The sequence below is a fragment of the Streptomyces sp. NBC_01506 genome (assembly GCF_045040295.1).
GTDB lineage: Bacteria > Actinomycetota > Actinomycetes > Streptomycetales > Streptomycetaceae > Streptomyces.
Genome location: NZ_CP109422.1, coordinates 197,765 through 220,119, shown reverse-complemented (window position 1 = coordinate 220,119; position 22,355 = coordinate 197,765). Strand labels below are relative to the sequence as shown.

At 71.3% G+C, this 22,355-nt stretch carries 18 protein-coding genes; 13 read left to right on the top strand and 5 right to left on the bottom strand.

Features of this window, described 5'->3' with window-relative positions; translation table 11 throughout:
• The first annotated feature begins 397 nt into the window (after positions 1-397).
• The 4 genes from OG329_RS00965 to OG329_RS00950 all read left to right on the top strand — a co-directional run bounded on the left by OG329_RS00965 (position 398) and on the right by OG329_RS00950 (position 6,867).
• Complete coding sequence (locus OG329_RS00965) at positions 398-1,393, top strand: phosphotransferase enzyme family protein (protein WP_405791812.1); 996 nt, start codon at positions 398-400, stop codon at positions 1,391-1,393.
• A 63-nt stretch (positions 1,394-1,456) separates the two neighbouring features.
• Complete coding sequence (locus tag OG329_RS00960) at positions 1,457-1,768, top strand: hypothetical protein (protein ID WP_405791810.1); 312 nt, start codon at positions 1,457-1,459, stop codon at positions 1,766-1,768.
• 87 nt (positions 1,769-1,855) lie between these two features.
• Positions 1,856-6,331, top strand: a complete 4,476-nt coding sequence (locus OG329_RS00955; RefSeq protein ID WP_405791808.1) for a HEAT repeat domain-containing protein — start codon at positions 1,856-1,858, stop codon at positions 6,329-6,331.
• Positions 6,328-6,867, top strand: coding sequence for an AAA family ATPase (locus OG329_RS00950; RefSeq protein ID WP_405791806.1), 540 nt, complete (start codon positions 6,328-6,330; stop codon positions 6,865-6,867). The genes OG329_RS00955 and OG329_RS00950 overlap by 4 nt, the downstream gene beginning before the upstream one ends.
• A gap of 33 nt (positions 6,868-6,900) precedes the next feature.
• Here OG329_RS00950 and OG329_RS00945 read toward each other — a convergent pair whose 3' ends face one another.
• Positions 6,901-7,536, bottom strand: coding sequence for a histidine phosphatase family protein (locus OG329_RS00945; protein WP_405791804.1), 636 nt, complete (start codon positions 7,534-7,536; stop codon positions 6,901-6,903).
• A 183-nt stretch (positions 7,537-7,719) separates the two neighbouring features.
• Between OG329_RS00945 and OG329_RS00940 the strand changes: the two genes are divergently transcribed.
• Positions 7,720-8,814: a medium chain dehydrogenase/reductase family protein gene (locus OG329_RS00940; protein WP_405791803.1), complete on the top strand. Its 1,095-nt coding sequence runs from the start codon at positions 7,720-7,722 to the stop codon at positions 8,812-8,814.
• Positions 8,815-8,836: 22 nt separating this feature from the next.
• Here the strand turns inward: OG329_RS00940 and OG329_RS00935 are convergent, their stop codons facing one another.
• On the bottom strand, positions 8,837-9,703 hold the full coding sequence (locus tag OG329_RS00935) for an alpha/beta fold hydrolase (RefSeq protein ID WP_405791801.1): 867 nt from the start codon (positions 9,701-9,703) through the stop codon (positions 8,837-8,839).
• 67 nt (positions 9,704-9,770) lie between these two features.
• Positions 9,771-10,799 (bottom strand): LacI family DNA-binding transcriptional regulator, encoded by a 1,029-nt coding sequence (locus tag OG329_RS00930; protein ID WP_405791799.1) that lies wholly within the window; start codon positions 10,797-10,799, stop codon positions 9,771-9,773.
• Positions 10,800-11,071: 272 nt separating this feature from the next.
• Between OG329_RS00930 and OG329_RS00925 the strand changes: the two genes are divergently transcribed.
• From OG329_RS00925 to tpg, 6 genes are all read left to right on the top strand, one after another.
• Entirely contained in the window at positions 11,072-12,466 is a 1,395-nt protein-coding gene (locus OG329_RS00925; RefSeq protein WP_405791797.1) for an extracellular solute-binding protein, read from the top strand.
• Positions 12,467-12,587: 121 nt separating this feature from the next.
• On the top strand, positions 12,588-13,658 hold the full coding sequence (locus tag OG329_RS00920) for a carbohydrate ABC transporter permease (protein WP_405791795.1): 1,071 nt from the start codon (positions 12,588-12,590) through the stop codon (positions 13,656-13,658).
• 18 nt (positions 13,659-13,676) lie between these two features.
• Complete coding sequence (locus tag OG329_RS00915; RefSeq protein WP_405791794.1) at positions 13,677-14,606, top strand: carbohydrate ABC transporter permease; 930 nt, start codon at positions 13,677-13,679, stop codon at positions 14,604-14,606.
• A 106-nt stretch (positions 14,607-14,712) separates the two neighbouring features.
• On the top strand, positions 14,713-16,176 hold the full coding sequence (locus OG329_RS00910; RefSeq protein ID WP_405791792.1) for a GH1 family beta-glucosidase: 1,464 nt from the start codon (positions 14,713-14,715) through the stop codon (positions 16,174-16,176).
• Positions 16,177-16,312: 136 nt separating this feature from the next.
• The gene (gene tap, locus OG329_RS00905; RefSeq protein ID WP_405791790.1) at positions 16,313-18,466 is read left to right on the top strand and encodes a telomere-associated protein Tap; all 2,154 of its coding nucleotides are present in this window, start codon (positions 16,313-16,315) and stop codon (positions 18,464-18,466) included.
• A gap of 5 nt (positions 18,467-18,471) precedes the next feature.
• A complete protein-coding gene (tpg, locus tag OG329_RS00900; RefSeq protein ID WP_405791788.1) occupies positions 18,472-19,029 on the top strand; it encodes a telomere-protecting terminal protein Tpg in 558 nt (185 codons plus the stop codon).
• A gap of 64 nt (positions 19,030-19,093) precedes the next feature.
• Here tpg and OG329_RS00895 read toward each other — a convergent pair whose 3' ends face one another.
• Positions 19,094-19,924, bottom strand: a complete 831-nt coding sequence (locus OG329_RS00895; protein WP_405791786.1) for an oxidoreductase — start codon at positions 19,922-19,924, stop codon at positions 19,094-19,096.
• Positions 19,925-20,014: 90 nt separating this feature from the next.
• On the opposite strand from OG329_RS00895, the gene OG329_RS00890 reads away from it, so the two are divergent.
• Both OG329_RS00890 and OG329_RS00885 read left to right on the top strand, forming a co-directional pair.
• Positions 20,015-20,935: a LysR family transcriptional regulator gene (locus tag OG329_RS00890; protein ID WP_405791784.1), complete on the top strand. Its 921-nt coding sequence runs from the start codon at positions 20,015-20,017 to the stop codon at positions 20,933-20,935.
• Positions 20,936-20,946: 11 nt separating this feature from the next.
• Positions 20,947-21,594, top strand: coding sequence for an HAD-IA family hydrolase (locus OG329_RS00885; protein WP_405791782.1), 648 nt, complete (start codon positions 20,947-20,949; stop codon positions 21,592-21,594).
• A gap of 27 nt (positions 21,595-21,621) precedes the next feature.
• On the opposite strand, the gene OG329_RS00880 is transcribed toward OG329_RS00885, so the two are convergent.
• Positions 21,622-22,308: a class I SAM-dependent methyltransferase gene (locus tag OG329_RS00880; protein WP_405791781.1), complete on the bottom strand. Its 687-nt coding sequence runs from the start codon at positions 22,306-22,308 to the stop codon at positions 21,622-21,624.
• Positions 22,309-22,355 lie beyond the last annotated feature (47 nt).

The window sequence follows — 22,355 nt, the reverse complement described above, 5'->3', positions numbered from 1 at the left end:
TGGGCCGGGCCCGTACGGCATGACGGTCCGTCACGGCGTACGGCGATACGGCAGAGATCCGCCAACCGCCAGGTGTGTCCGGGGAGTTCACGAACGGTCGGCCAGGCGGCGGCCGGGACGGATCAGGAGACGCTGAAACGCGGGACACGGAGCGTGCCGGCGTTCAGAAGCGGCCCACACGACGGTGGACCGGCGGCAACAGCCCTACCGAGCGCTCGCCCACGACCGGCGAGGTCGTACGGCGTCAACTCGACAGCGGATCAGCCACCGGCGACCGGTGGCCTGAGTCTGTCGGACTCGGGGCTGCTCATGATCGGCAAACTACCAGCCCCCGCCCCCTGCCCTCCACCCGTTTAACGATGTGCGCGCACGGCGGCGGACGGCTACCTTCACCGGCATGGAAGAGCGACCCGCCGGTATCCAGGACTCCGACGTACGCGACGCCCTGCGTGGGTGGGGCATCGAGCCCGTCACCTGGGAGTATGCCCCCGTAGGCTTCGGCGACTACCACTGGACCGCCACCGACACGCGTGAGCGCCGGTGGTTCGTGACCGTGGCCGACCTGACGCACAAGAGCTGGTACGGGGACGGGACCGAGGCCGCCTTCCACGGTCTGCGGGACGCCATGGACACCGCCGTCGCTCTGCGTGACGCAGAGCCGGACGGCCTGGATTTCGTGGTCGCGCCGCTCCGGACCGCCGAGGGCGAGACCGTACGCGAGCTGGGGGCGAGGCACGCGGTCAGCGTGTTCCCGCTCGTGCCGGGCACGGCGGGCCACTTCGGCGAACCCCTCACCGCGCACGAGCGTGGCCTGGTCGTGGACCTCCTCGCCAGGCTGCACCGGACGGCCCCGCCGGCCTCGGCCCGCGTACTGCCGCCCGAGTTCGCGACGCGCCCCCAACTGGACGGCGCACTGGGGGAGTTGGGCGGCCCCTGGGACGGCTTCGGACCGTACGCCGAACCGGCGCGACACCTGCTCGCGGACCATGCCGCCGCCCTGCGCCGGCGGCTCGACGAATTCGACCGGCGGGCCGGGGAGTTGAGGACCGCGAGCGCCCCGCTCGTCGTCACCCACGGCGAACCGCACCCCGGCAATCTGCTGCGCGCGGGGGAGCGGCGACTGCTGCTCGACTGGGACACGGTGGGCCTCGCGGTCCCGGAGCGGGACCTCTGGCTGGTCGCGGACGGCCCGGACGACCTCGTACGGTACGAGGAGACGGCCGGTCGCAAGCCGGACCCCTCGGCCCTGGCGCTCTACCGCCTGCGGTGGGCCTTGAACGACGTCGCCGAATTCCTGGCCGTACTGCGCGCACCGCACGACAGGACCCCGGACACGCGGCAGTCGTGGGACGCCCTCGCCGACACGGTCAAGACTCTGGCGGCCGAGGCGTAGCCGGTTCGGCACGGAGCACCATGCCGGGCGCGGAGCGGAGCGGGGTGGTGATCTGCTGGACCCATGCGCCTTGAGCACTGTGTGACGCGGAACCACATCGAGGTGTGGAATGAACGTGTGCTGCCGCCCGGCGCGGTACGCGTCACGTTCTGGAAGATTCTGCGTGGCTCGCTGCTGCCGATTGCGGTCTGGGCCGGCGTCGGGTGCTTCGTCTCCTTCGTCTACCATCCGGTCGCGGCAGCGGTCCTCGGTGGGTTCTTCACGGCCTTCTTCCTGTTGGGGGTGGTGCTCCGCCGAAGGGCAAGGCACTCCGTGCGGTGCAGCGTCTACGGAGCGGTGGCTGGCGTGTTCGACAAGTCGATGCACGTGTTCTGAGGCGTCGTCGGCTGCCGCCGATCCTGACCACCGTCGCTTCGAATTCCGCTGGTGAGGCCGCCGAGGCCGCGTCTAGTATCGACCGGGATGACACCCGGGGACGAAGTGCTCGACCATGCGCTCCGGCGGGCCGACGTCCGTCGGATGTTCGAGCTGCTTGACCCGATGGGCTGCCCGCCGGACGTCTTCGAGCGGCTGGTCGGGCACGCGGACGCGCGCGTACGGTCGCTGGGGCTGGCGCTCCTCGGAGAGCGGGTCGCCCTCGTCGGCGCCGACGCCGACGCGTGCGCGCGGCTCGCCGTTCTACTGCCCGCCGCGATGTCGGCGGCGAAGCCCGCCGACCGGCCGGCGGAGGACGCGCTCGCCCTGGCCGACTTGTACGCGCGGCTCGGACCGCACGTTCCGACGCCGTACGCCCTGGCCGGCCGCGTCCCCGCGTGGCGTACGGCCGGGCTCCCCGTACGCGTACAGATCGCCTGGCTGCGCGCCGAGATCGCCAACGATCCGACGACTGTCCGCCGGGAGCCCGCGAGCGAACTGCTCCACCAGGCCGTCCGGGAGACGGGTATCGCTGCTGCCCGCCGGCCACCGCGACTGGTGGCTGAGCTGCTGGACAGCGGCGATCAGGTGCTGGTGGGGGAGTCGTTGAGGCTGGCCCGGGAAGGGCTGCACACCGGGGTACTGGCGGTCGCGCCGGTCCGCGCGCACCTGTCGCGGATGCTCGATCTCGATGCCGGGGGCGTCGTCGCCGCGCTGGTCGAACTCGCCGAGCCCTGGGCGACGTTGGAACCTCTGCCGCCACATCGTCTGTCCGTCTTCCTGACCGCCGCCGAGGCGACCGTACGACCCGAGGTGCCCGAAGCCGCCCTCACCGCCCTCGCCCGGCACGGCCACAGCGGTGCGCTGCGGCAGGCCATCGACGACCCGGACCTGCCGCCCCGACTGCGGCGCCGCGCCCTGGAACTGCTCGGCCCGCTCGCGACACGCGACGACATCCGCGAGCTGATCGCCGTCGCCGCGCGCGACCCGTTGCTGTTCGGCGAACCGGCCGTCGCCTGTCTGCGCGGGCTCCACCGGCGAGGCCACTTCGTGACCGGACAGGACGTCCCCGCCGTCGTCGCGCTCGCCCTGGCCGACCACGCCATCGAACCGCACGATGTCGCGACCATCCTGTTCACCTGCCGCAAGGACATGTTGCGGCTGCTGATCGACGCCCCGGCCGACGATCCGAGTTGGCCGCGCAGGCTCGCCCTGCTGGTCGCGCTGGCCGGACAGGGCACGGGCGGCTCGGATGAACTTCCTGTCGCGGACGCCATCACCCGTACGCTCGTGGCGACTTCGTCCCCCCGGCCGTTCCTCGAAGCGCTGCGCGCGCTGCGTCACACGGCCGCCGAAGAGGCCGTACTGGCACGCCTGGCCACCGAGCCCACGACCGTTCTCCACACCCTGGAAGCCATCGGGGGACAGCGGACCGTGGCGGCGCTGCGGGACGGGCTCGGCCTCACCGACGCGCAGGGCGAGAGCGTCATCGCGCCGCACCTGCGCGCCGTACGGCACCGGGCACTTGAGCTGCTGTGGCAGCTCACCGAGGACACGGCGGAGCGGCGCGCCCTCCTCGTACGTCTCGATCCCGCCGATCTGCCCGCCCGGATCGCCGCCGATCTCGGCGGCCCCGACGAGGGTGAACTGGCCCTGCTCGGGGCTCGCGTGAACCGGGACGAACCAGTGGCCGCGCTGTGCGCACTGGCCGCCCACGGCGGCGCGGGCACGCTCCCGGTCATCGCGGACCTCCTCCTGCGCGTCGTCGCCGAACTCGCCCTCACGGAACGGACGTTGACCGAGCAGCAGCCGTCGACCGGTGAGCCCGTCGTTCCCGAGGAAGTACTCGAAGCCGTACGCGAACTCGGCCGCCGGCTCCACGCGCGGCGCAGGATCCGGCCGATCTGTCTGCTCGACGCCGCCGACGCCGAAGCGGCGGGCAACGCGCTCGCCGCCACCATGGTGCTCGACCTTCTCGAGCGGCCCGAGCCGACCGACGACGAGCGGGTGATCCTCCTCGAACTGCTCACCCGCATCCCGTACCCGCACACCCGGCCACGTGTGCACCGGCTGCTCCGCCACCGCGACCCCCACCTGCGTAAACACGTGATCGAGCTGCTCGCCAAGGACTCCGACGGCGCCGACGCGCAGGCGCTCTCGGCGAGCCTCATCACGCTCACCACCGCCGACGACATCCAGACCGTACGGCAGGCGCTCCTCGCCCTCGGGCACGCACGGGCGCGCTGGGCGGCGGGCGCGATCGCCGCGTGTCTCGACCACCCGAACATGAACATCAAGAAGACCGCCGCCGGAGTGCTGGCCGAGGCGGGCACGGCGGTCGCGGTGCCCCAGCTCCTCAACTGGCTCGGCCGACACGACAATCCGGGACTCAGGACCGCGCTTGTCGACGCGCTGCGCGCCATCCTCGGCGACGCCTACGAGGCGACCCTGCGCGCCGCCGTGGAGCGTACGGAGGAACCTCGCGCCCGCCGATTGCTGAGCGGGTGCCTCGCGGAGCGCCCGCCGGACAGCGCGCCGCTCTCCGACATCGACGCGCTGGCGTCGGGCGGCTGGCGGCCCGCGATCGCGCTGCGGATCGCCGGGCAGCCGGAACTGCCCACACGCCACGACCCGCACGGGCTGCGGCCGACGCTCACGGACTGGCTCGCCCTGGCCGACTCGGCGCGGAACTCGTCGGACACGCGGACGCGATTGGTGCGGACAGCGGTCCGGCTGTGCCCGAGCCGACTGTCGGACGTCGAGAAGCGGACCTACGCGCGCTACACCCGGCTTCTGCTCATGTGCCTGACGGACAGGGCGACTTCGGGCGACGACGCGGCGGGCATCGTGTCCGTGCTCGCGGAGCTGGCACCGACGCTGCCGACGGTGGAGAAGCGGGCCGTGGCCGACGCCGTACGCGCGCTGCCGGGCACCGTACCCGCGCCGACGCTCACCCTGCTGCGCCACTGCGGCGCGGTGCTCACGCGCGCCGACCTGGACCGGGCGCTCGCAGCAGCGGGCTCCGGGCGGGCGACCACCGCGCGGGCCGAAGTCGCCGTGCTGCGCGAGGCGTTCGGAATCGCGGACGTGGTCCTCTCGGTCGACGGGCGGGCCTGGCGGATTCCATTGGCCGCCGCCGTAAGCGCACCGGCCGAAGCGGAGGCGTTCCGCCGCGCTCGGAAGCCGGGGCCCAACTCCCGTGAGCGACTGGTCGCGTTGGCCGACGCGTATCCTGCCGCCGACCCCGCGACCCGGACCGTTCTCCTCGACTGGATGACGGCGCTCCAGCCCTTGGACGCGCCGCCCTGGACCCTCGGTGAGACCGTCGCCGACGTCTCCTCGCACCGGACGGTACGCGCGGACGACCTCGACCAGCCCCGTTCGGCGGCCCTGCGCGCGCGGCTGCTGGACATGCTCGACGCGCCTGACCCGGACCGGCGCCGTACCGCCGCCACCGCACTGCTCAAGTGGCCTGATCCCGAGGTGCGTTCGGCGGTACTACGCGCGTATCTCCACGGCCGTGTCGACGTCGACGTCCCTGCCGATGCGGCCGCTCCGGCCGATCCGGCCGACCTTCTGGCCACACTGGAGGAGCTGGAGCGGGCTGGCGCCGAGATCCGGTACGAGCGGCTGGCCCACCTGGCCGTACAACTCGACCCGTCCGCGCTTCGACCGCTCGTACCGCGACTCCTGGAGTGGTGGCAGCAGGCTCCGGAAGCCGTCCGTCCCGCCCTGGACGCCATACCGGCGGATACGCTCGCCGTGATCCTCGGCGACCGCGTCGCGTCGGGCGCGTGGGGATTCCTCGACCTGCTCGCCGGCCGTACGCTGCTCCGTACCCCCACGCTCATGGAGATCCGCCGCCGACTGCGCGCCGAGGGCCGGGACCGCGAGGCCGACAGCCTGTTTCTGGTCGAGGGGCCGCTGCGCGACCCGGCCGCCGATCGCCAAGGCGCCCACGAACAGGCCCGGTTGACGGCACCGGCGGAAGTCTCCGGTGAGCCGTCCCGGCAGGAGCTGCTGCGTCTGGCCCGTACCGGTGGCCCCGAACAGATCCGCCGGGCGCTCACCCGTCTCACCGAGGAACACGTCGGCGCGAAGGCGACCCCGACCCCCGACGACCCCGAACTGCTGGCGCTGATAGACGAGTTGTTGCACCACCCCCGCCCTCGTGTCCGTCTCCACGCCCAGCGGACCTCCCGCGCGCTGTTCGACCGGTCGACCTATCTGCACCACACGTCGACGCTGTTGCGCGATCCGCAGCCGGACGTGGTGCGTTCGGCCGTCCGGACCCTTACCCACGCGGCGTGGGAGCCCGCCGTCCCCGCGATCGTCGGCCTGCTCGACCACCCCCACCCGGTCGTGCGCGGATCGGCGCTGGACGGTCTCCTGCGCATGGGCCGGCGGGCGGTCCCCGCGCTTCGGCACGCGGCCGACCACGCACGACCCGACAAACGGTCCGTCTACACCGCTGTCCTCGACCGGATCACGGCGATAGGCATCGAAGAGGAGAGAACGACATGATCGTCTGGGTGAACGGCTCCTTCGGCGCGGGCAAGACGACCCTGGTAGCCGAACTGCACAGCCGCTGGCCCGATGCGCTGGTGTACGACCCGGAGCAGGTCGGCCTGCTCCTGGGGGACATCGTGGATGACCCGACCGGCGACTTCCAAGATCTGCGCCTGTGGCGCCGCCAGTTGGTGTCGCTGGCGCTGGGGCTGCTGGAGGAGTACGAACGCCCGGTCCTGGCGCCGATGACGTTGGTCGACCCGCTCTATGTGAGCGAGGTCTTCGGCGCGTTCGCGGCGGCCGATGTCACCGTGCACCACTTCTTCCTCAAGGTCCCCGCGACCGTGCTGGAGCGCCGCGTCGGCGCCCGCGCCGCCGCACCGGGGAGTTCCGGGCGCAACGCCGCCGCCCACGGGTGGGTCGTGGACCGGGTTGCGCGCTGCGTGGCGGCTGCGGACACCATGCCCGCCGGGACTGTCTTCCTGGACGGCGAGCGGCCGACGACGGAGCTGGCCGACGACGTGCTGAAGCATGTGGGCGTCCAGGTCTGAGGCCGCGCCGCGAGCGTGAGACCGGCTCTCTGATCAGACGCGCGCTTCGTCCGGAAAGCCCGTCCAGCGAAGCTCGGCGGGCAGATGCGCCATGTCGTTGTAGAGCAGCACGGACGACGGCCTGTCCGGCGGGTAGCGGATGACGGTCAGCGCCGCGTTGCAGTGATTGAGCCCCATCCACCGCCAGGGCGGGGCGTCCAGGGCGTCGCGGACCAGCCAGCCGATCAGGAAGTTGTGGGTGACGACCAGCTCATGGCGCGGTTCGTCACCCGCCACCGGCCCCGTGTATCGCGCGAGGGCGTCCTGCGCCAACTTCGGACCCCGCAAGCGATCTTCGGCGGGAAACTCCGCCAGTCGTCTCAGCATGGCGCCTGCCGAGTCCGGTGGCAGCTCCCGCTCCCGCGGCACGTAGGGGATGTAGTCGCCGACCGCCTCCGACCGCCTCAACTCGCATGGAGGGTTGCCCAGTTGCTCCCGGACCAACTGGGCCGTCCGCTCCGCCCTCGGTAGCGGCCCGTGCTGGATCGCCGAGAGCGGACGGCCCCGTAGCCGCTCGCCGAGCAACGCGGCCTGTCGCCGACCGTTCTCGGTCAGATCGCTCTCGTCGGCCGAAGCCTCACCGTGCCGCGCCAGATAGAGGTAGCGGGTGGCTGTGGCTGTCCCAGGCATGCGTGTGGTCCTCCGACGGTGTGTGATCTTGCCGATTCCCCCTACGGACGCGTGTCTCGCCAGGCCCGGTTCCTGGCCTGGGTTCCACCGTGCCACGCGTCCGCTTGACAGGGCGTCGCAATGCCTAGACACTTCAGTTATAGCTTCTAACTCAAGCGTGAAGAGCTAAAGGGGTTGATCGTCATGGGCGAACTGCGGCAGGCCAGTGATCGGGCAGTGATGACCGAGGTCGTCCTTCCCGGCGTTGTCGAACCGGGCGGACTTCAGGTCCGGCAGCAGCCCGTGCCCGCCCCCGGGCCCGGCCAGGTTCTTCTGGTGATGGAAGCCTCCGGTGTCTCCTTCGCCGAACAGCAGATGCGGCGCGGGAAGTACTACGACCAGCCGCCGTTCCCCTTCACCCCCGGTTACGACGTGGTGGGCACCGTCGTGTCGGTCGGGCCCGGTGGGGACGGCGCTCTCGTCGGGCGTCGGTTCGCCGTGCTGATCAAGACCGGTGGCTGGGCCAGTCACCTGCTCGTACCGGCGGCCGATCTGGTCGAGGTGCCCGAAGGCGTCGACCCGGCCGAGGCCGAGACCCTGGTGGTGAACGGCATCACCGCGATGCGGATGTTGCACCGCGTCGCCCGCGTACGGCCGGGCCGGACCGTGCTCGTACTCGGAGCGAACGGCGGCGTCGGATCCACCCTCGTCCAGCTCGCCCGTCACGCGGGCCTCCGCGTCATCGGGACCGCTTCGCTCCGGCACCAGGAGGCCGTGCGGGAACTGGGCGCCATCCCCATCGACTACCGCACGCCGGACCTCACCGCCGAGGTCCGGAAGATCGCCCCGGACGGGGTGGACGCGGTCTTCGACCACATCGGCGGCGAGGGGATCGTCACGTCGTTCCAGCTTCTCGCGCCGGGCGGCACACTCGTCTCGTACGGCACGGCCTCGACCCGCGATGTGGAGGGCTCGTCCAAGTGGCCCGTCCTGAAGGTCGTCGGACGGCTCCAGCTCTGGAACGCGCTGCCCAACGGCAAGCACGCCCACTTCTTCAACATCTGGGCGGGCAGGCGGCGCGCCGACGCGTTCCGGTCCCGGCTCCGGGCCGATCTCACGCAGGTGCTGACCCTGCTCGCGGACGGGGCGATCACGCCGCAGGTGGCGGCGCGCGTACCGCTGTCGCGGGTGGCCGACGCGATGACCCTGGCCGAGTCGGGCACGGTGACGGGAAAGGTGGTGCTCATCCCGGACGCCGCACGGGACGGGAGCGGCGACACGGGCGGGAGCCCCGCGTAACTCACCACCGCCCGGCCGCCGTTCAGGCCAGGAACGCCGCCGTGGCCGCCACGAACCGGTCCGCGTCGTCGCGCCATGGGAAGTGCCCGGCGCCGGGCTGGACGACGAGTCGCGCGTTCGGGAACAGCCCGGCGAACTCGGTCACGACGGCCGGAGGGGATCCGGGATCGACCTCGCCCGCGAGCAGCAGCACCGGCCGCTCGAACCGGCCGAGCGCCGCGCGCGTGGACTCCGCGTCGAAAGCCCCCTCACCGGCGAAGACTGCTGCGGCCTCGTCGTTGCGCCGCGCCTCCCCGGCCGCATCGTAGGCCCGCGCCTCCTCGTCCCAGCGGCCGTAGGAGAACGGCGTGATCGCCTGCCACATCTCGGCGGTGGCACGGCCCTCGGTGATCGCCTCCAGCGCCGCGTACGCCGCCGGGAACCACGGCTCGTCGTGGCGCGGCCGCACCGTCTCGCGCCGTACCTCGCCCGAGATCGGGAGGCCGACCGCCCACATGCTCGGCGTGATCAGCGCGAGTCTGCCGACGCGTTCCGGGTGGCGGCCCACGTACAGCGCCGCCAGATTCACCCCGCCGGAGTGGCCGAGCAGGTCCATCCGGTCGAGACCGAGATGCGCGCGCAACGCCTCCACGTCGTCCACGAGCCGGTCGCACCGGTAGGAGCCGGTGTCCTGCGGAACGGCCGAGCCGCCGGTGCCGCGAGGATCCAGCATGATCAGTCGCCGGTGTGCGGAGAGACCGCCCAGCTCGCCGAGATAGTCGCTGGACTGCATCGGCCCGCCGGGCAGACAGACCAGGGGAGGGCCCTCGCCGAACACCTGATAGGCGATCTTCGTGCCGTCGGGTGCGGAGTAGGTGGAGTTGGTGGACCCGGCGCAGGAGGTAGGCATGGCGTGGACCTTGTCAGCGGCCTCGACCAGGGGCAACCAGATTTCCCCCCTGCCCTTGCCGCCGCCGTCACGCCGAGCCCCGCACCACCAGCGTCGTCGGCAGCACGAGCTGTCGGCGGGCCGTCGTCGGCTCGGCGATCTCCTCCAGGAGCAGGCTCGTGATCGAGCGGCCGATCGCCTCGATGGGCTGCCGCACGCTGGTCAGCGCCGGTGCCGTGTGCCGGGCGATGACCGAGTCGTCGAAGCCGATCACCGCCACGTCGTCGGGCACCCGGCGCCCCCGTTCACGCAGTTCGGCCAGCGCGCCCGCCGCCATGACGTCCGACGCGGCGAAGACGGCGTCGATCCCGGGGACGCGATCGAGCAGGTCGCGCATCGCCGTACGCCCGCCCTCCTCGGTGAAGTCCGAGACCGCGACGAGTCGTTCGTCCGCCGCCGCGCCCCGCTCGGCCAGGGCCTCGCGCCAGCCCCGGAGCCTGCTGTTGCCGACATCCATGTCGAGCGGCCCGGTGATCGTCGCGATCGTGGTGCGTCCGCCGTCGATCAGATGCCGTACGGCGGTCGCGGCCCCGCCGACGTTGTCGGAGTGGACATGGCTCAGGGATTCGTCGGGCGAGCGCCGGCCCGCCAGAACCGTCGGCATACGCATCTCCTCGAGCAGCCCCGGCAGCGGGTCGTCGTCGTGGATCGACACCAGCAGGACGCCGTCCACCCGCCGCGCCGCCGCGAAGCGCGTCAGCCGGTCCAGCTCGCGCCGGTCGCGCACCAGAATGAGCAGCAACTGCATCTCGGTCTCGGCCAGTTCCGTACTCACACCGCGGATCACGGCGGAGAAGTACGGCTCCGCCGCCAGCCGGCTCTCCGACTCGGGGATCACCAGCGCGACGCAGTCCGTCCGGCTCGTGACGAGACTGCGCGCCGCCGGGTTGGGTATGTAGTTCAGCTTCGTGATGGCCGTCTCCACCGCGGCGCGGGCCTTCGCGCTGACGCCCGGCGCACCGTTGACGACCCGGGAGACCGTCCCGCGTCCCACTCCCGCCAGTTGGGCGACGGCTTCAAGAGTTGGCCGCTGACCTTGGTGTTTACGGCTGTTCATCGCTTCTCCTGACTTCTGCCCCGATGGGCGGTCCTGTTCCCGCCTGTACAGGGCACTTGACCCGCGACGTACCGCTCGGCCCCGGTCGGCGCCGGACATCCCCGGGCAACGGAAATGTCTTCAACTCTTGACACGGTGCGACGTTCTCCGCAGAGTCTTCCACAACCGACTGGGAGCGCTCCCATTCTCCCGTTCGCCGGATGACGGGCCCGCGTCCGGTGTGTTCAGTGAGTCACTTTCGGCGCTTGAGGCGCCCCGCAAGGAGGAAGCACATGGGCACCGCCCGTCATCGCTTCGGATCCACCCTCTCCACCCTCTCCGCACTCTCCGGACTCCCGTCCCGCTTCCCGAACCGATTCTCCAGTCGGTCTCCGGGGCGTTTTCCGACCCTCGCCGCCGTCGCGGCGGCCGGTCTGTCCCTCGTACTGGTCGCCGGCTGCGGAGGCGGCGGTGACACGGGCGACGCGAAGACGAAGGACGGCAAGACCGTCATCAGCATGGGGTTGTTCGGCGTCATGGGGTTCAAGGAGTCGGGGCTCCTCGACCGGTACATGGAGGAGAACCCCGACATCGTCATCGAGGCCGACGTGGCCGGCGACGAGCAGACGTACTACACGGCGCTCCAGACCCATCTCGCCGCGGGCAGCGGCCTCAAGGACATCCAGGGCATAGAGATAGGCCGGGCGAAAGAACTGGTCGACACCCGGTCGGACAAGTTCGCCGACCTGTCCAAGATCCCCGGCCTCGACCATTTCCTGCCGTGGAAGTCCAGCCAGGTCACCACCGGCGACGGCAAGCTGCTGGGGCTCGGCACGGACATCGGCCCGATGGCGGTCTGCTACCGCAAGGACCTGTTCGAGCAGGCCGGACTGCCGACCGAGCGCGCCGAGGTGGAGAAGCTGTGGGCGGGGGACTGGGCCAAGTACGTCGACGTCGGGCGGGACTTCAAGGAAGGCAACAAGAAGGACAAGGTCGCCTTCATGGACAGTTCGAGCGGCCTGTTCAACGCGATGATCTACGGCGATGAGAAGCAGTTCTACGACAAGGACGGCGAACTCATCTACGACGACAACCCCGTCGTCAAGGACGCCTGGAAGCTGGCCGCCGACGCCGCCGAGTCCGGACTGACCGCCAAACTGCGGCAGTTCCAGCCCGGTTGGGACCCGGGGCTTGCCAACGGCACGTTCGCCACGGCGGTCTGTCCCGCGTGGATGCTCGCGCACATCAGCGAGAAGGCGGGACCGGCGAACGAGGGCAAGTGGGACGTCGCCAGGGCGCCCAAGGGGGCCAACTGGGGCGGCGCGTTCCTCGGGGTGATGGACAACAGCCCGGTGAAGAAGGAGGCCGCCGACCTCGTCGCGTGGCTGACCGCGCCGGAGCAGCAGGCGTACATCTTCGAGAAGCTCGGCAACTTCCCGTCCTCGAAGACGGCGCTGGACATACCCGAAGTGGCCAACGGCACGTCCGAGTACTTCAGCGACGCGCCGATCGGCCAGATCTTCGGTGACGCCGCGAAGGAGATCCCGGACGACCAGATCCTCGGGCGCAAGGACGGCACGATCAAGGACACCTTCTCGGCGGGGCTCCAGTTGATCGAGGGGCAGGGCAAGAGTCCGGACGAGGCGTGGAAGACGACGGACGAGCGCATCAAGAAGCTCACGCGCTGAACCGGCGGGGCGGTCCCGGCGGCCGGCGGCCGGGCCGGTGTCATGCGACCGGTCCCGGCCGCCCGGCCCCCCGCCCCCACGCACCTCATGGATCTCACGACCTCAAGGAAGGACGCCCCGCGTGGCCACCTCCACCCCGGCAGCCCGCTCCGACGGGCAGCCACCCCCGACACCGGACGGCTCCGCCGGGAAGGGCGGCGCCGGCCGCGAAGCAGACTCCGGCCAGTCGCGACGCACCATCCTGCACCGGCTGGACGTCCGAGCGGTGCCGTACGCCTTCATCGCTCCGTTCTTCCTGATCTTCGGCGCCTTCGGCCTCTACCCGCTCATCTACACCTTCTGGATCTCGCTGCACCGCGTCGAGCTGTCCACCATGGACATGATGGAGTGGCGGGGGCTCGCCAACTTCACCGAACTCATCGACGACGACCGCTTCTGGAACGCGCTGACCAACACCTTCACCATCGGTGTCATCTCCACGGTCCCGCAGTTGCTGATGGCGCTGGTCCTCGCCCATCTCCTCAACTACCGGCTCCGTGGCTCGACGTTCTTCCGGGTCGCCGTCCTCACCCCGTACGCCACCTCCATCGCCGCCGCCGCGCTCGTCTTCACCATGCTCTTCGAGCGTGACTTCGGCATGATCAACTGGGGACTGAGCTTCTTCGGGATCGACAACGTCGACTGGGAGAACCAGAAATGGCCCGCCCAGTTCGCCATCTCCGCCATCGTCATCTGGCGCTGGACCGGCTACAACGCCCTGCTGTATCTGGCGGCGATGCAGGCGATACCGAGAGACCTGTACGAGGCCGCCGCCATCGACGGCGCGTCGCGCTGGCAGCAGTTCCGCCAGGTCACCGTCCCCGGCATCAGCGCCACGATCGTCTTCACCATCGTGCTGTCCACGATCGGCGCGACCCAACTCTTCGGTGAGCCACTGATCTTCGGGCAGGGACCGAACGGGATCAGCGGAGGGGCCGACAACCAGTACCAGACGCTGGGGCTGCTCCTCTACGAAGAGGGCTGGAAGAACTACCAGATGGGCCGGGCCGCGACCATCGCCTGGGCCATGTTCCTGATCCTCGTCCTCGTCTTCGTCCTCCAGCGCGTCGCCGCCCGCGTCAAGGCGGGCCGGCCGGCACGGGCCGCCACGGTCACGAAGAAGGCCAAGTCCACGCCGTCCGCCACGTCCTGACCAGGGAGCAGCAGCCGTATGACCATCGACACCGCACCCGTCCTGGCGGACGCGCGCGAGCGGGCACGCAGAGCCCCCACCCGCTCCGGCCGCCGCCGGACACGTCTCGCGCTGCGCCCCGGCGCGGGCCGCCAGCACCACGCCGGACCACTCGCCTATCTCCTGCTCGGCATCGCCGCGCTCGTCTCCCTCTTTCCGCTGTACTGGACGGTGGTGGCCGCGTCCACCGACAACACCCGCGTCTCGCAGAGCCCGCCGCCCTTCCTGCCGGGCCCGAACCTGCTCAAGAACCTCGGGATCGCCTGGCAGGACGCCGCCATGGGCAAGGCGATGCTCAACAGCCTGATCGTCGCCGGCGCCATCGCGCTGTCGACGGTCTTCTTCGCCACCCTGGCCGGCTTCGCCTTCGCCAAACTGCGCTTCAGGGGCCGGAACCTTCTCCTGCTGCTCGTCATCGGGACGATGATGGTGCCGCCGCAGCTCTCAGTCGTACCGCTGTTCATGATGATGGCCGACCTCGGCTGGGGGCAGACACTCCCGTCCGTCATCTTCCCGACGCTGGTCAGCGCCGTGGGGGTGTTCTTCATGCGGCAGTACCTCAAGGAGGCGCTGCCCGACGAACTCATCGAGGCGGGGCGCCTGGACGGTGCGCACTCACTGCGTATCTTCTGGAGCATCGTGCTGCCGATCGCCCGGCCGCCGATGGCCGTCCTGTTCATGATCACGTTCGTGCACGCGTGGAACGACTTCTTCTGGCCGTTCATCGCGCTCGACATGACCAATCCCACGGTCCCCGTCGCCCTCACCCAGCTCAGCGCGGGCTATGTGCGCGACCAGTCAGTGATCATGGCGGGCGCTCTGCTCGGCACCCTGCCGCTGCTGGCGATGTTCATCGTCTTCGGCCGCCAGATAGTCGGCGGGATCATGCAGGGAGCGGTCAAGGGCTGACCTCCGCCCCCGCACCCCACCCACAGCGGCCGAGCACACGACACACGACACATAACACGCAACACACGGCACACAGCGCACAGTTCAACTCCTGAAAGGGACCTTCGTGGCCACATCCCCCTCCGTACGAGTCTTTCCGCCCGAGTTCCTTTGGGGCACCGCGACAGCCGCCTACCAGATCGAAGGCGCCGCACGGGAAGCCGGCCGCACCCCCTCCATCTGGGACGTCTACTCCCGCACGCCGGGCAAGGTCCGCAACGGCGACACCGGTGACGTCGCCGCCGACCACTACCACCGCTGGCGCGAGGACACCGCTCTCATGTCCGACCTGGGCGTCGGCGCCTACCGCTTCTCGGTCTCCTGGCCGCGCGTGCGGCCCACCGGCAGCGGCCCCGCCTCCCAGGAGGGCCTGGACTTCTACCGCCGTCTCACCGACGACCTGCTCACCAAAGGCATCGAACCGGTCGTCACCCTCTACCACTGGGACCTGCCCCAGCATCTGGAGGAGGCGGGCGGCTGGCCGGAGCGCCGTACGGCCGAGCACTTCGCCGAGTACGCCGCGCTCGTCGCCGACGCGCTCGGCGACCGGGTCAAGACCTGGACGACACTCAACGAGCCGTGGTGCAGCGCCTTCCTGGGTTACGGCTCCGGGGTCCACGCCCCCGGCCGTACCGACCCCGTCGACGCCCTGCGCGCCGCCCACCACCTCAACCTCGGGCACGGGCTCGCCGTACAGGCGCTGCGCGACCGGCTCCCGGCGGACGCGAAAGTCTCCGTCACGCTCAACCTCCACCACGTACGGCCCCTGACCGACAGCGCGGCGGATCTCGACGCGGCCCGCCGGATCGACGGGCTCGCCAACCGGGTCTTCACCGGGCCGATGCTGGACGGCGCCTACCCCGAGGACGTCATCGCGGACACCTCGGCTCTCACCGACTGGTCCTTCGTCCAGGACGGCGACACCGCGCTCATCAACCGCCCGCTGGACTTCCTCGGCGTCAACTACTACTCACCGACCCTCGTCTCCCACCATGAGGGACCGCCCGCCCACCGGTCGGACGGACACGGCGTGAGCGACCACAGCCCGTGGCCGGCCGCCGACAACGTCGCCTTCCACCAGACGCCCGGCCCCCGGACCGCCATGGGCTGGACGATCGACCCGGACGGTCTGTACGAACTGCTGATGCGGGTGCGCCGGGACCATCCGCAACTGCCGGTGATGATCACCGAGAACGGCGCGGCGTTCGACGACTACGCCAATCCCGAGGGCGAGGTCCACGACCCGGAACGGATCGACTATCTGCGCGACCACCTCGCCGCCGTGCACAGCGCCATCGAGTCGGGAGCCGACGTGCGGGGCTACTTCCTGTGGTCGCTGCTCGACAACTACGAGTGGGGCCACGGCTACAGCAGACGCTTCGGCACGGTGTACGTCGACTACGCCACCCAGCGGCGCATTCCCAAGGCCAGCGCCCACTGGTACGCCAAGCTCACCCGCAGCGGCAGTCTGGCCGCCGTCACCTCCGTCACCTCCGTCACCTCGGGGGACGAGGTGACCGACGGACGATAGAACCTCGTTACGCGCGCTACGATCCGGTTCATGTACCGGATCGTCGTCGCCCCGTCGCACCGCACCTCCACAGCTACCGACACCGCCACCGACACCGCCGTCGACCAGGGCTGACGCGCGAAGGAGCGAGTGCCGGATGCCCAGGAAGCCCGACCCCGTCGACGCCCTCCTCAAGTCGGGGCCACGCCGTACGCATCTGCCCGAACCGGCGGAACGGGCGAGGCTGCGCGGCGACTACGGTCTCACGCAGGCCGAGGTCGCCGCGGTGCTCGGTGTGACACGCGCGACCGTCGCGGGGTGGGAGTCGGGCCGCAGCGAACCGCAGGGCGCCACGCGCGCCGCGTACGCGAAGCTCCTGGAGGGCATCGCGGCGCAACTGGCGCCCCCGGAGCCGGACTCCGGGCCGGACCTGGACGCGGCCCCGGTCCCAGCCCCGGTCCGGGCCCCGGCCCCGGCGCCGCCCACACCCCGGAGGCCCACACACCAACGGCCCGCCCCCGCACGCACCCCAACCCCAGCCCCAGCGCCCGCCTCCGCGTCCGAACTCCCGGCCCCCGACCCTCAGTTCGCCAACGGCCCCCTCGCCGTCCTCGACGGCGACGCGAGCGCCTACTGCGTCGGCGGCCTCGTCCTGCGCTGCCCGGCCGACGACATCCCCTCGCTCGTCGAGTGGGCCCTCACCGACGCCAGGCTCGGCGCGCCCCGACTGGACCGCAACGGCCGGGACTCCGACCCGCTGATCGTCCTCACCGAGTCCGCCGCGCTGCGCCTCGGCCTGCCCGCCGTACTGGAAGACCGGCGCGGTCTGCGGCTGCCCGACGACCACAAGGTCAACCAGCAGCTCGCCAGAGCCAAGTGGACATTGACCAAGCGGGGCTTCGGCCCATGGGCCCGTATCTACCGTCCGGCACGCGACGGGCGCCGCCAGTGCGTGCAGTTGGCCGTCCTCCCCTGGGACGCGCTCGACCCGCGCGGCTGGCCGGGCACGGTGGCCCTGCCGCCCGCCGAACTGGCCCATGTGCTCGGCACGTACGCCGCGCGGGTCATCACCCCGTGCGGCTCCACCGCCGTCACCGGTCTGGAGCTGATGACCGCCCTGCGCCCGCCGACCCGGCCGGTGAGGGACGCGGCCACCGGCACCTGGGCGTCCGGCCCGGTGCCCGGCTCCCTCACCCGGGCCGTGGACCCCGCACCGCCCGAGGCACCGGACGAGCACCCCGTCGTCGCCGCGCTCCGGCCGCGCGGCCACCTTCGTGCTCCCGACGAGGTCATCGACGAGGAGGCCCACGACTGGATCCGCGATCCACAACTGCTCACCGACGCCGAGTGCGCCAGGAAGTACGCGGTCGGCATCGACGTGAACACCGCCTTCCTCGCCGCGGCGAACCGCCTGCCCGTCGGCCTCGGCGAGCCCGTCCACCTCACCTCGCCGGACTTCGACAAGGCGCTGCCCGGCAGTTGGCTGATCGACCTGTCGGCCATCGAGATGGACCCCCGCCTGCCGTCCCCGTTCACCCCGCGCGGCAGCCGCCCCACCGGACCGGCCTGGTACGCCACGCCGACAGTCGCGTACGCGCACGAACTCGTCACCACGTACGGGCTGCCCGTCGCCCTTCGCCCGGTCGAAGCGTGGGTGCGCCCGGACAGCGGCCCGTATCTGGACCCCTGGTACAAGCGTCTCGCCGACGCGTACAAGACGACGATGGCCGAACTCGGCGTCACCCCCGACCTGGACGGGCACGCCTTCCTCACCGCGATGGAGGACCACAAGCGGTCCGACCCCGGCACTGCCGCCGTACTCGCCGCGATCAAGTCGACGGTCAAGGGCGGGATCGGCAAGCTCCGCGAGCGACCTCAGGGCGCCGCGTACCGGCCGGGCGAGCCCTGGCCCGCACTCAAGCGCCCCACCTGGCGCCCCGACATCCGCGCCGCCGTCATCGCCGCCGCGCGTGCCAACATGCACCGCAAACTCCTCAAGACCGCCGTCGCCACCCAGTCCGCACCGCCGCCCACCGGCCATCTGCACTTCGGCGACGACGCGCTCCTGCCTATCGCGCTACTCTCCGACGGCGTCGTCTTCCTCTCCGACAGCCCGAGCCCGCTCGACCTCCTGCCCCACACCCCCGAGGGCCGACCGGTCCCCGGCGCCTTCCGGCTCGGCGTCAGCCCCGGCATGGTCAAGCACGAAGGCACCAAACCACTGTTGTGGGCGGCCCAGTTGCTGGACGAGGGCCTGAACCCGGCCCGGCACATCAAGGACGGCGTCGACGTCGTCGCCGAAGGGGAGTGAGAGCCGTGGGCATCATCGGCGACAGCATCACCAAGGCCGCGCAGAACACCGCCACGCGACCGATCCCCAAGTCGGCGGGCGCCCGGATGCGCTTCCTCCTGAAGAAGGAGAAGGGCTCGACCCGCGCGGTCGCGCGCCGACTCGGCTGCTCGCAGCGCACCGTCGAGCGCTACCTGAAGGGCGACCTCAGGCGCCCCCGTCCCGCGCTCGCCGCGCAACTGGAGGCGGAGGTACGCAAGGACTGGCAGCCCCGCATCCGTAAGGAGGCGATGACGAAAGCCGCCACGAGTACGGGCATCGTGGTCGAGACGCGCGCCCGCTTCGGCTTCACGGCGGCGGCCGGATCCACCGACGACCCCCGGATGCGGCGCATCACCGAACTGCTCCCGCCCCAGGTCACAGCCCGCCTGCTGGCCGCGCACGAGACGGGCGCGAACGAGGGCGAACTGCGCGGGATCGTCGCCGAAGGTCTCCAGGAGCAGTACTTCAAGGACAACGGCCGCCGCGCGACCGGCCTCCAGGTGGAGTTCACCGATCTGGACTATGTCGAGATGGGCCTCTGAGACCGTTCACCACCAGGCACGGTGCCGCTTCACTGCTTCACCCGCCTCGGCCTGCGGGGCGGGCTCAGTTGTCGAACGCCGTGTCCCGGGCGACCTTCTCCCACGTGGCGACCTCCGTACGGACGCTGTCGAGATGGCCGATGACGGCGTCGACCGCGTCCGGACCGAGGGGCAGTCGCAGCGGAGTGTTCTCGGCGGCCGGCGCGGTGAGGATCGCGGCGGCGGCCTTGGCGGGGTCGCCGGACTGGGTACCGTCGCCCGTGTCGATCATGTTCCTCGTCGGGCCGACGGTGTCCGCGTACGCGTCGATCTCCGCGTTCGCGCTCCGGGCGTCGCCGAACAGCCCCGTACGGAACGCGCCCGGCTCCACCACGAGCACCGTGATACCCAGCGGCCCGACCTCGGCGGCCAACCCCTCGGACAGACCCTCCAGGGCGAACTTGGTGGCGCTGTAGGCCGAGACTCCGGCGAACGACATCTGGCCGACCATGCTGCTGAGCTGCACGATCGCGCCCGGGCGACGGGCCCGCATATGCGGCAGTACGGCGCGGGTCAGCGCCGCCGGGCCGAAGACGTGGACCTCGAACAGCGACCGCAGTTCGGCTTCCGTCGTCTCCTCCAGCGCGCCGACATGGGCCCGCCCCGCGTTGTTGACGAGGACGTCGATCCGGCCGTGCCGGGCGGCGACGTCCGCCACCACCGCGTCGATCCGCGCCGTGTCGGTGACATCCAGGCGCACCGCGTCGACCTGGTCGGGATACCGGGCGACGAGTCCGTCCAGCGTCGCGGTGCGGCGGGCCGTCGCGACGACGGTGTCGCCGGCGGCGACCGCGGCCTCGGTGATCGCGCGGCCGAAACCGCTGTTGGCGCCGGTGACCAGCCATACCCTGCTCATTGGTTCGCTCCTGTGTCGGTGGGGGTGTGGGCACGGCCCTGCCGCCGGGCACCCTCGCGGGTCCAAGACCCTCCGTGATAACCATTGGTTATGGATGTGCATGGGCGCGACCTCCGCTACTTCGTCGCCGTGGCGGAGGAGCTTCACTTCACGCGCGCCGCCGAGCGGCTGTTCGTCTCGCAGCCCGCGCTCAGCAAGCAGATCCGGATGCTGGAACGGACGCTCGGCGCGCCGCTGTTCGACCGGGACCGGCACGGCGTACGGCTCACGTGCGCGGGCGCGGCACTCCTGCCGCACGCCCGGCGGGTGCTGGCCGACTGGGACACGGGCCTGCTGGCGTTCGAGGAGGCGAGGGACGCGCAACGGGCCACGCTGGCCGTGGGGATGAGCACCGGTCCGGGCCGCGGCGGGCTGCTGCCCGCGATCAGGTCGCGCTTCACCGCCGCGCGCCCGGCCGCCATTCTGACGTTCCATCAGGTCAGTTGGTCCGACCCGACCGCCGGGCTGGCCGGCGGCGCGAGTGACGTGGCCTTCGTCTGGTTGCCGCTGCCCGACGCCGACCGCTACCGGTGGATCGTCATGGCCGAAGAGCCCCGACTGGTGGCGATGGCCGAAACCCATCGCCTGGCGGAGCGGGAGACCGTCCCCTTCCGTGACCTGCTGGGCGAGCCGTTCCTCGCCCTGCCCGACAGCGCCGGACCCCTGCGCGACCACTGGCTCGCGAGCGATGCGCGTGACGGCCGGCCGGCGTTGATCGGCGCCGAGATCGCGAGCCCAGACGAGACGTACGAAGCGCTTGTCGGCGGGCTCGGCGTCTGCCTGCTCGCCCGCGGGAACGCGCCGCTGATCGCGCGCGCGGGCGTCGTCACCCGCCCGGTCACCGGCATCTCGTACAGCCAACTCGCCCTGGCCTGGCGGGCCGACGACAACCGTCCCCTTGTCCGCGCGTACGTGGAGGCGGCACGCTTGACGAGGGGGCCCGCGCGGGCGGGGGAAGCGAAGTCACGGTGAGGGGTGGGGTCATGGGGACACGGACACAGCCCTTCGACGCGGTGCTGTGCGACATCGACGGCGTCATCCGCTTCTTCGACACGTCCGAGGTGACCCGCCTCGAGCGGGCAGCGGGACTGCCGGAAGGCACTACGGCGTCCGTCGGATTCGCGCCGGAGAACGATCTGCCGTTGCTGCTCGGGCGGATCACCCGCGACGAGTGGGCGGACTCGATCGTCCGGGGCCTCGTTCCGCGCGTGAAGCCGCATGAGGCACAGGCCCTGGCGCGGGCGTTCGCCCTGGCCGACTTCTGGGTGGACGAGACGGTCGTGGAACTGCTCCGGATCGTCCGGGAGCACTGCCCGCTGGTGCTCGTCAGCAACGCGACGCGGTGGCTTGACGAGGACCTGGCCCGGCTCGGGCTGACCGACCTCGCGCACAGTGTCGTCAACAGCTCCCTCGTGGGCGTGGCCAAGCCGGACCGCCGTATCTACGAGATCGCCGTGGAGCGCGCGGGCGTGGCCCCGGACCGCTGCCTGTTCGTGGACGACCGGCAGGAGAACGTGGACGCGGCCGTCGCACTCGGCATGACCGCGGTGCTCCACCGCGACGCGTCCGATCTGCGAACGGCGCTGCTCCCCCTCACCGGGCGGGCCGGAACGGGCCCGCCCGGCGACTGAGAGCACACCGCCGCGGCGCGCGGCGCGTCACATGGCGCGGCGGCGTCGGAGCTTCAGGACGTTGTCCGTACGCGTGCCCGGCTGCCCGTCCGGCCGGGTCTGGATACGCTCGTGCTCCTCGCTGAGCAGCACTTCCCACTCTCCTTCGGGCAGTTCGAGCGATTCGAGGACTTCGGCGGGCGTCGGGAGGTGCACCTCGGGGTGCGGGTTGGGCTCCCACGGCGGGAGTCCGGCATGCCCCCCGATCAGGAGCACCCCGCCGGGCGCGACGGCCGACGCCGCGGTCCGCAGAATCCGCTCGCGCGGCATGTCGCCAGGTGAGTGCAGGAACTGCGCCGAGACCAGATCGAACGTCCCGGCGGGGAAGGAGATCGCCAGATCGTGCCGCTGCCAGTCGATACGGTCACCGACGCCCGCGTCCGCGGTGGCGGCGTGCCGCTCCGCCTTGGCGAGGGCGACGCCGGAGATGTCACTGGCGGTGACCTGCCAACCCTGGCCGGCCAGCCAGATCGCGTCGGCGCCCTCACCGCAGCCGAGGTCCAGGGCCCGGCCAGGCGTCAGCCCGGTGACCTCTCTGACCAGGACCGTGTTCGGGTTCCCGCTCCAGATACGGTCGCTCTCGTTGTAACGAGAGTCCCAGAACTCCTGGTTCGTACCGCTGTCGGTGCTCGCGGTGCCGTCGCTGCTGTCAGCGCTGTTGTTGCCGTTGGTCATGGATGTGTCTCCTTCGTCGCTTCGATACCACTCGCGCCGCCTGCTCC

What these genes read in the sequence shown, in the direction of transcription:
- OG329_RS00965 (WP_405791812.1), top strand. Translation starts at nt 398, where the DNA reads ATGGAAGAGCGACCCGCCGGTATCCAGGACTCCGACGTACGCGACGCC.
- OG329_RS00960 (WP_405791810.1), top strand. Translation starts at nt 1,457, where the DNA reads ATGCGCCTTGAGCACTGTGTGACGCGGAACCACATCGAGGTGTGGAAT.
- OG329_RS00955 (WP_405791808.1), top strand. Translation starts at nt 1,856, where the DNA reads ATGACACCCGGGGACGAAGTGCTCGACCATGCGCTCCGGCGGGCCGAC.
- OG329_RS00950 (WP_405791806.1), top strand. Translation starts at nt 6,328, where the DNA reads ATGATCGTCTGGGTGAACGGCTCCTTCGGCGCGGGCAAGACGACCCTG.
- OG329_RS00945 (WP_405791804.1), bottom strand. Translation starts at nt 7,536, where the DNA reads ATGCCTGGGACAGCCACAGCCACCCGCTACCTCTATCTGGCGCGGCAC.
- OG329_RS00940 (WP_405791803.1), top strand. Translation starts at nt 7,720, where the DNA reads ATGGGCGAACTGCGGCAGGCCAGTGATCGGGCAGTGATGACCGAGGTC.
- OG329_RS00935 (WP_405791801.1), bottom strand. Translation starts at nt 9,703, where the DNA reads ATGCCTACCTCCTGCGCCGGGTCCACCAACTCCACCTACTCCGCACCC.
- OG329_RS00930 (WP_405791799.1), bottom strand. Translation starts at nt 10,799, where the DNA reads ATGAACAGCCGTAAACACCAAGGTCAGCGGCCAACTCTTGAAGCCGTC.
- OG329_RS00925 (WP_405791797.1), top strand. Translation starts at nt 11,072, where the DNA reads ATGGGCACCGCCCGTCATCGCTTCGGATCCACCCTCTCCACCCTCTCC.
- OG329_RS00915 (WP_405791794.1), top strand. Translation starts at nt 13,677, where the DNA reads ATGACCATCGACACCGCACCCGTCCTGGCGGACGCGCGCGAGCGGGCA.
- tap (WP_405791790.1), top strand. Translation starts at nt 16,313, where the DNA reads ATGCCCAGGAAGCCCGACCCCGTCGACGCCCTCCTCAAGTCGGGGCCA.
- OG329_RS00895 (WP_405791786.1), bottom strand. Translation starts at nt 19,924, where the DNA reads ATGAGCAGGGTATGGCTGGTCACCGGCGCCAACAGCGGTTTCGGCCGC.
- OG329_RS00890 (WP_405791784.1), top strand. Translation starts at nt 20,015, where the DNA reads ATGGATGTGCATGGGCGCGACCTCCGCTACTTCGTCGCCGTGGCGGAG.
- OG329_RS00885 (WP_405791782.1), top strand. Translation starts at nt 20,947, where the DNA reads ATGGGGACACGGACACAGCCCTTCGACGCGGTGCTGTGCGACATCGAC.
- OG329_RS00880 (WP_405791781.1), bottom strand. Translation starts at nt 22,308, where the DNA reads ATGACCAACGGCAACAACAGCGCTGACAGCAGCGACGGCACCGCGAGC.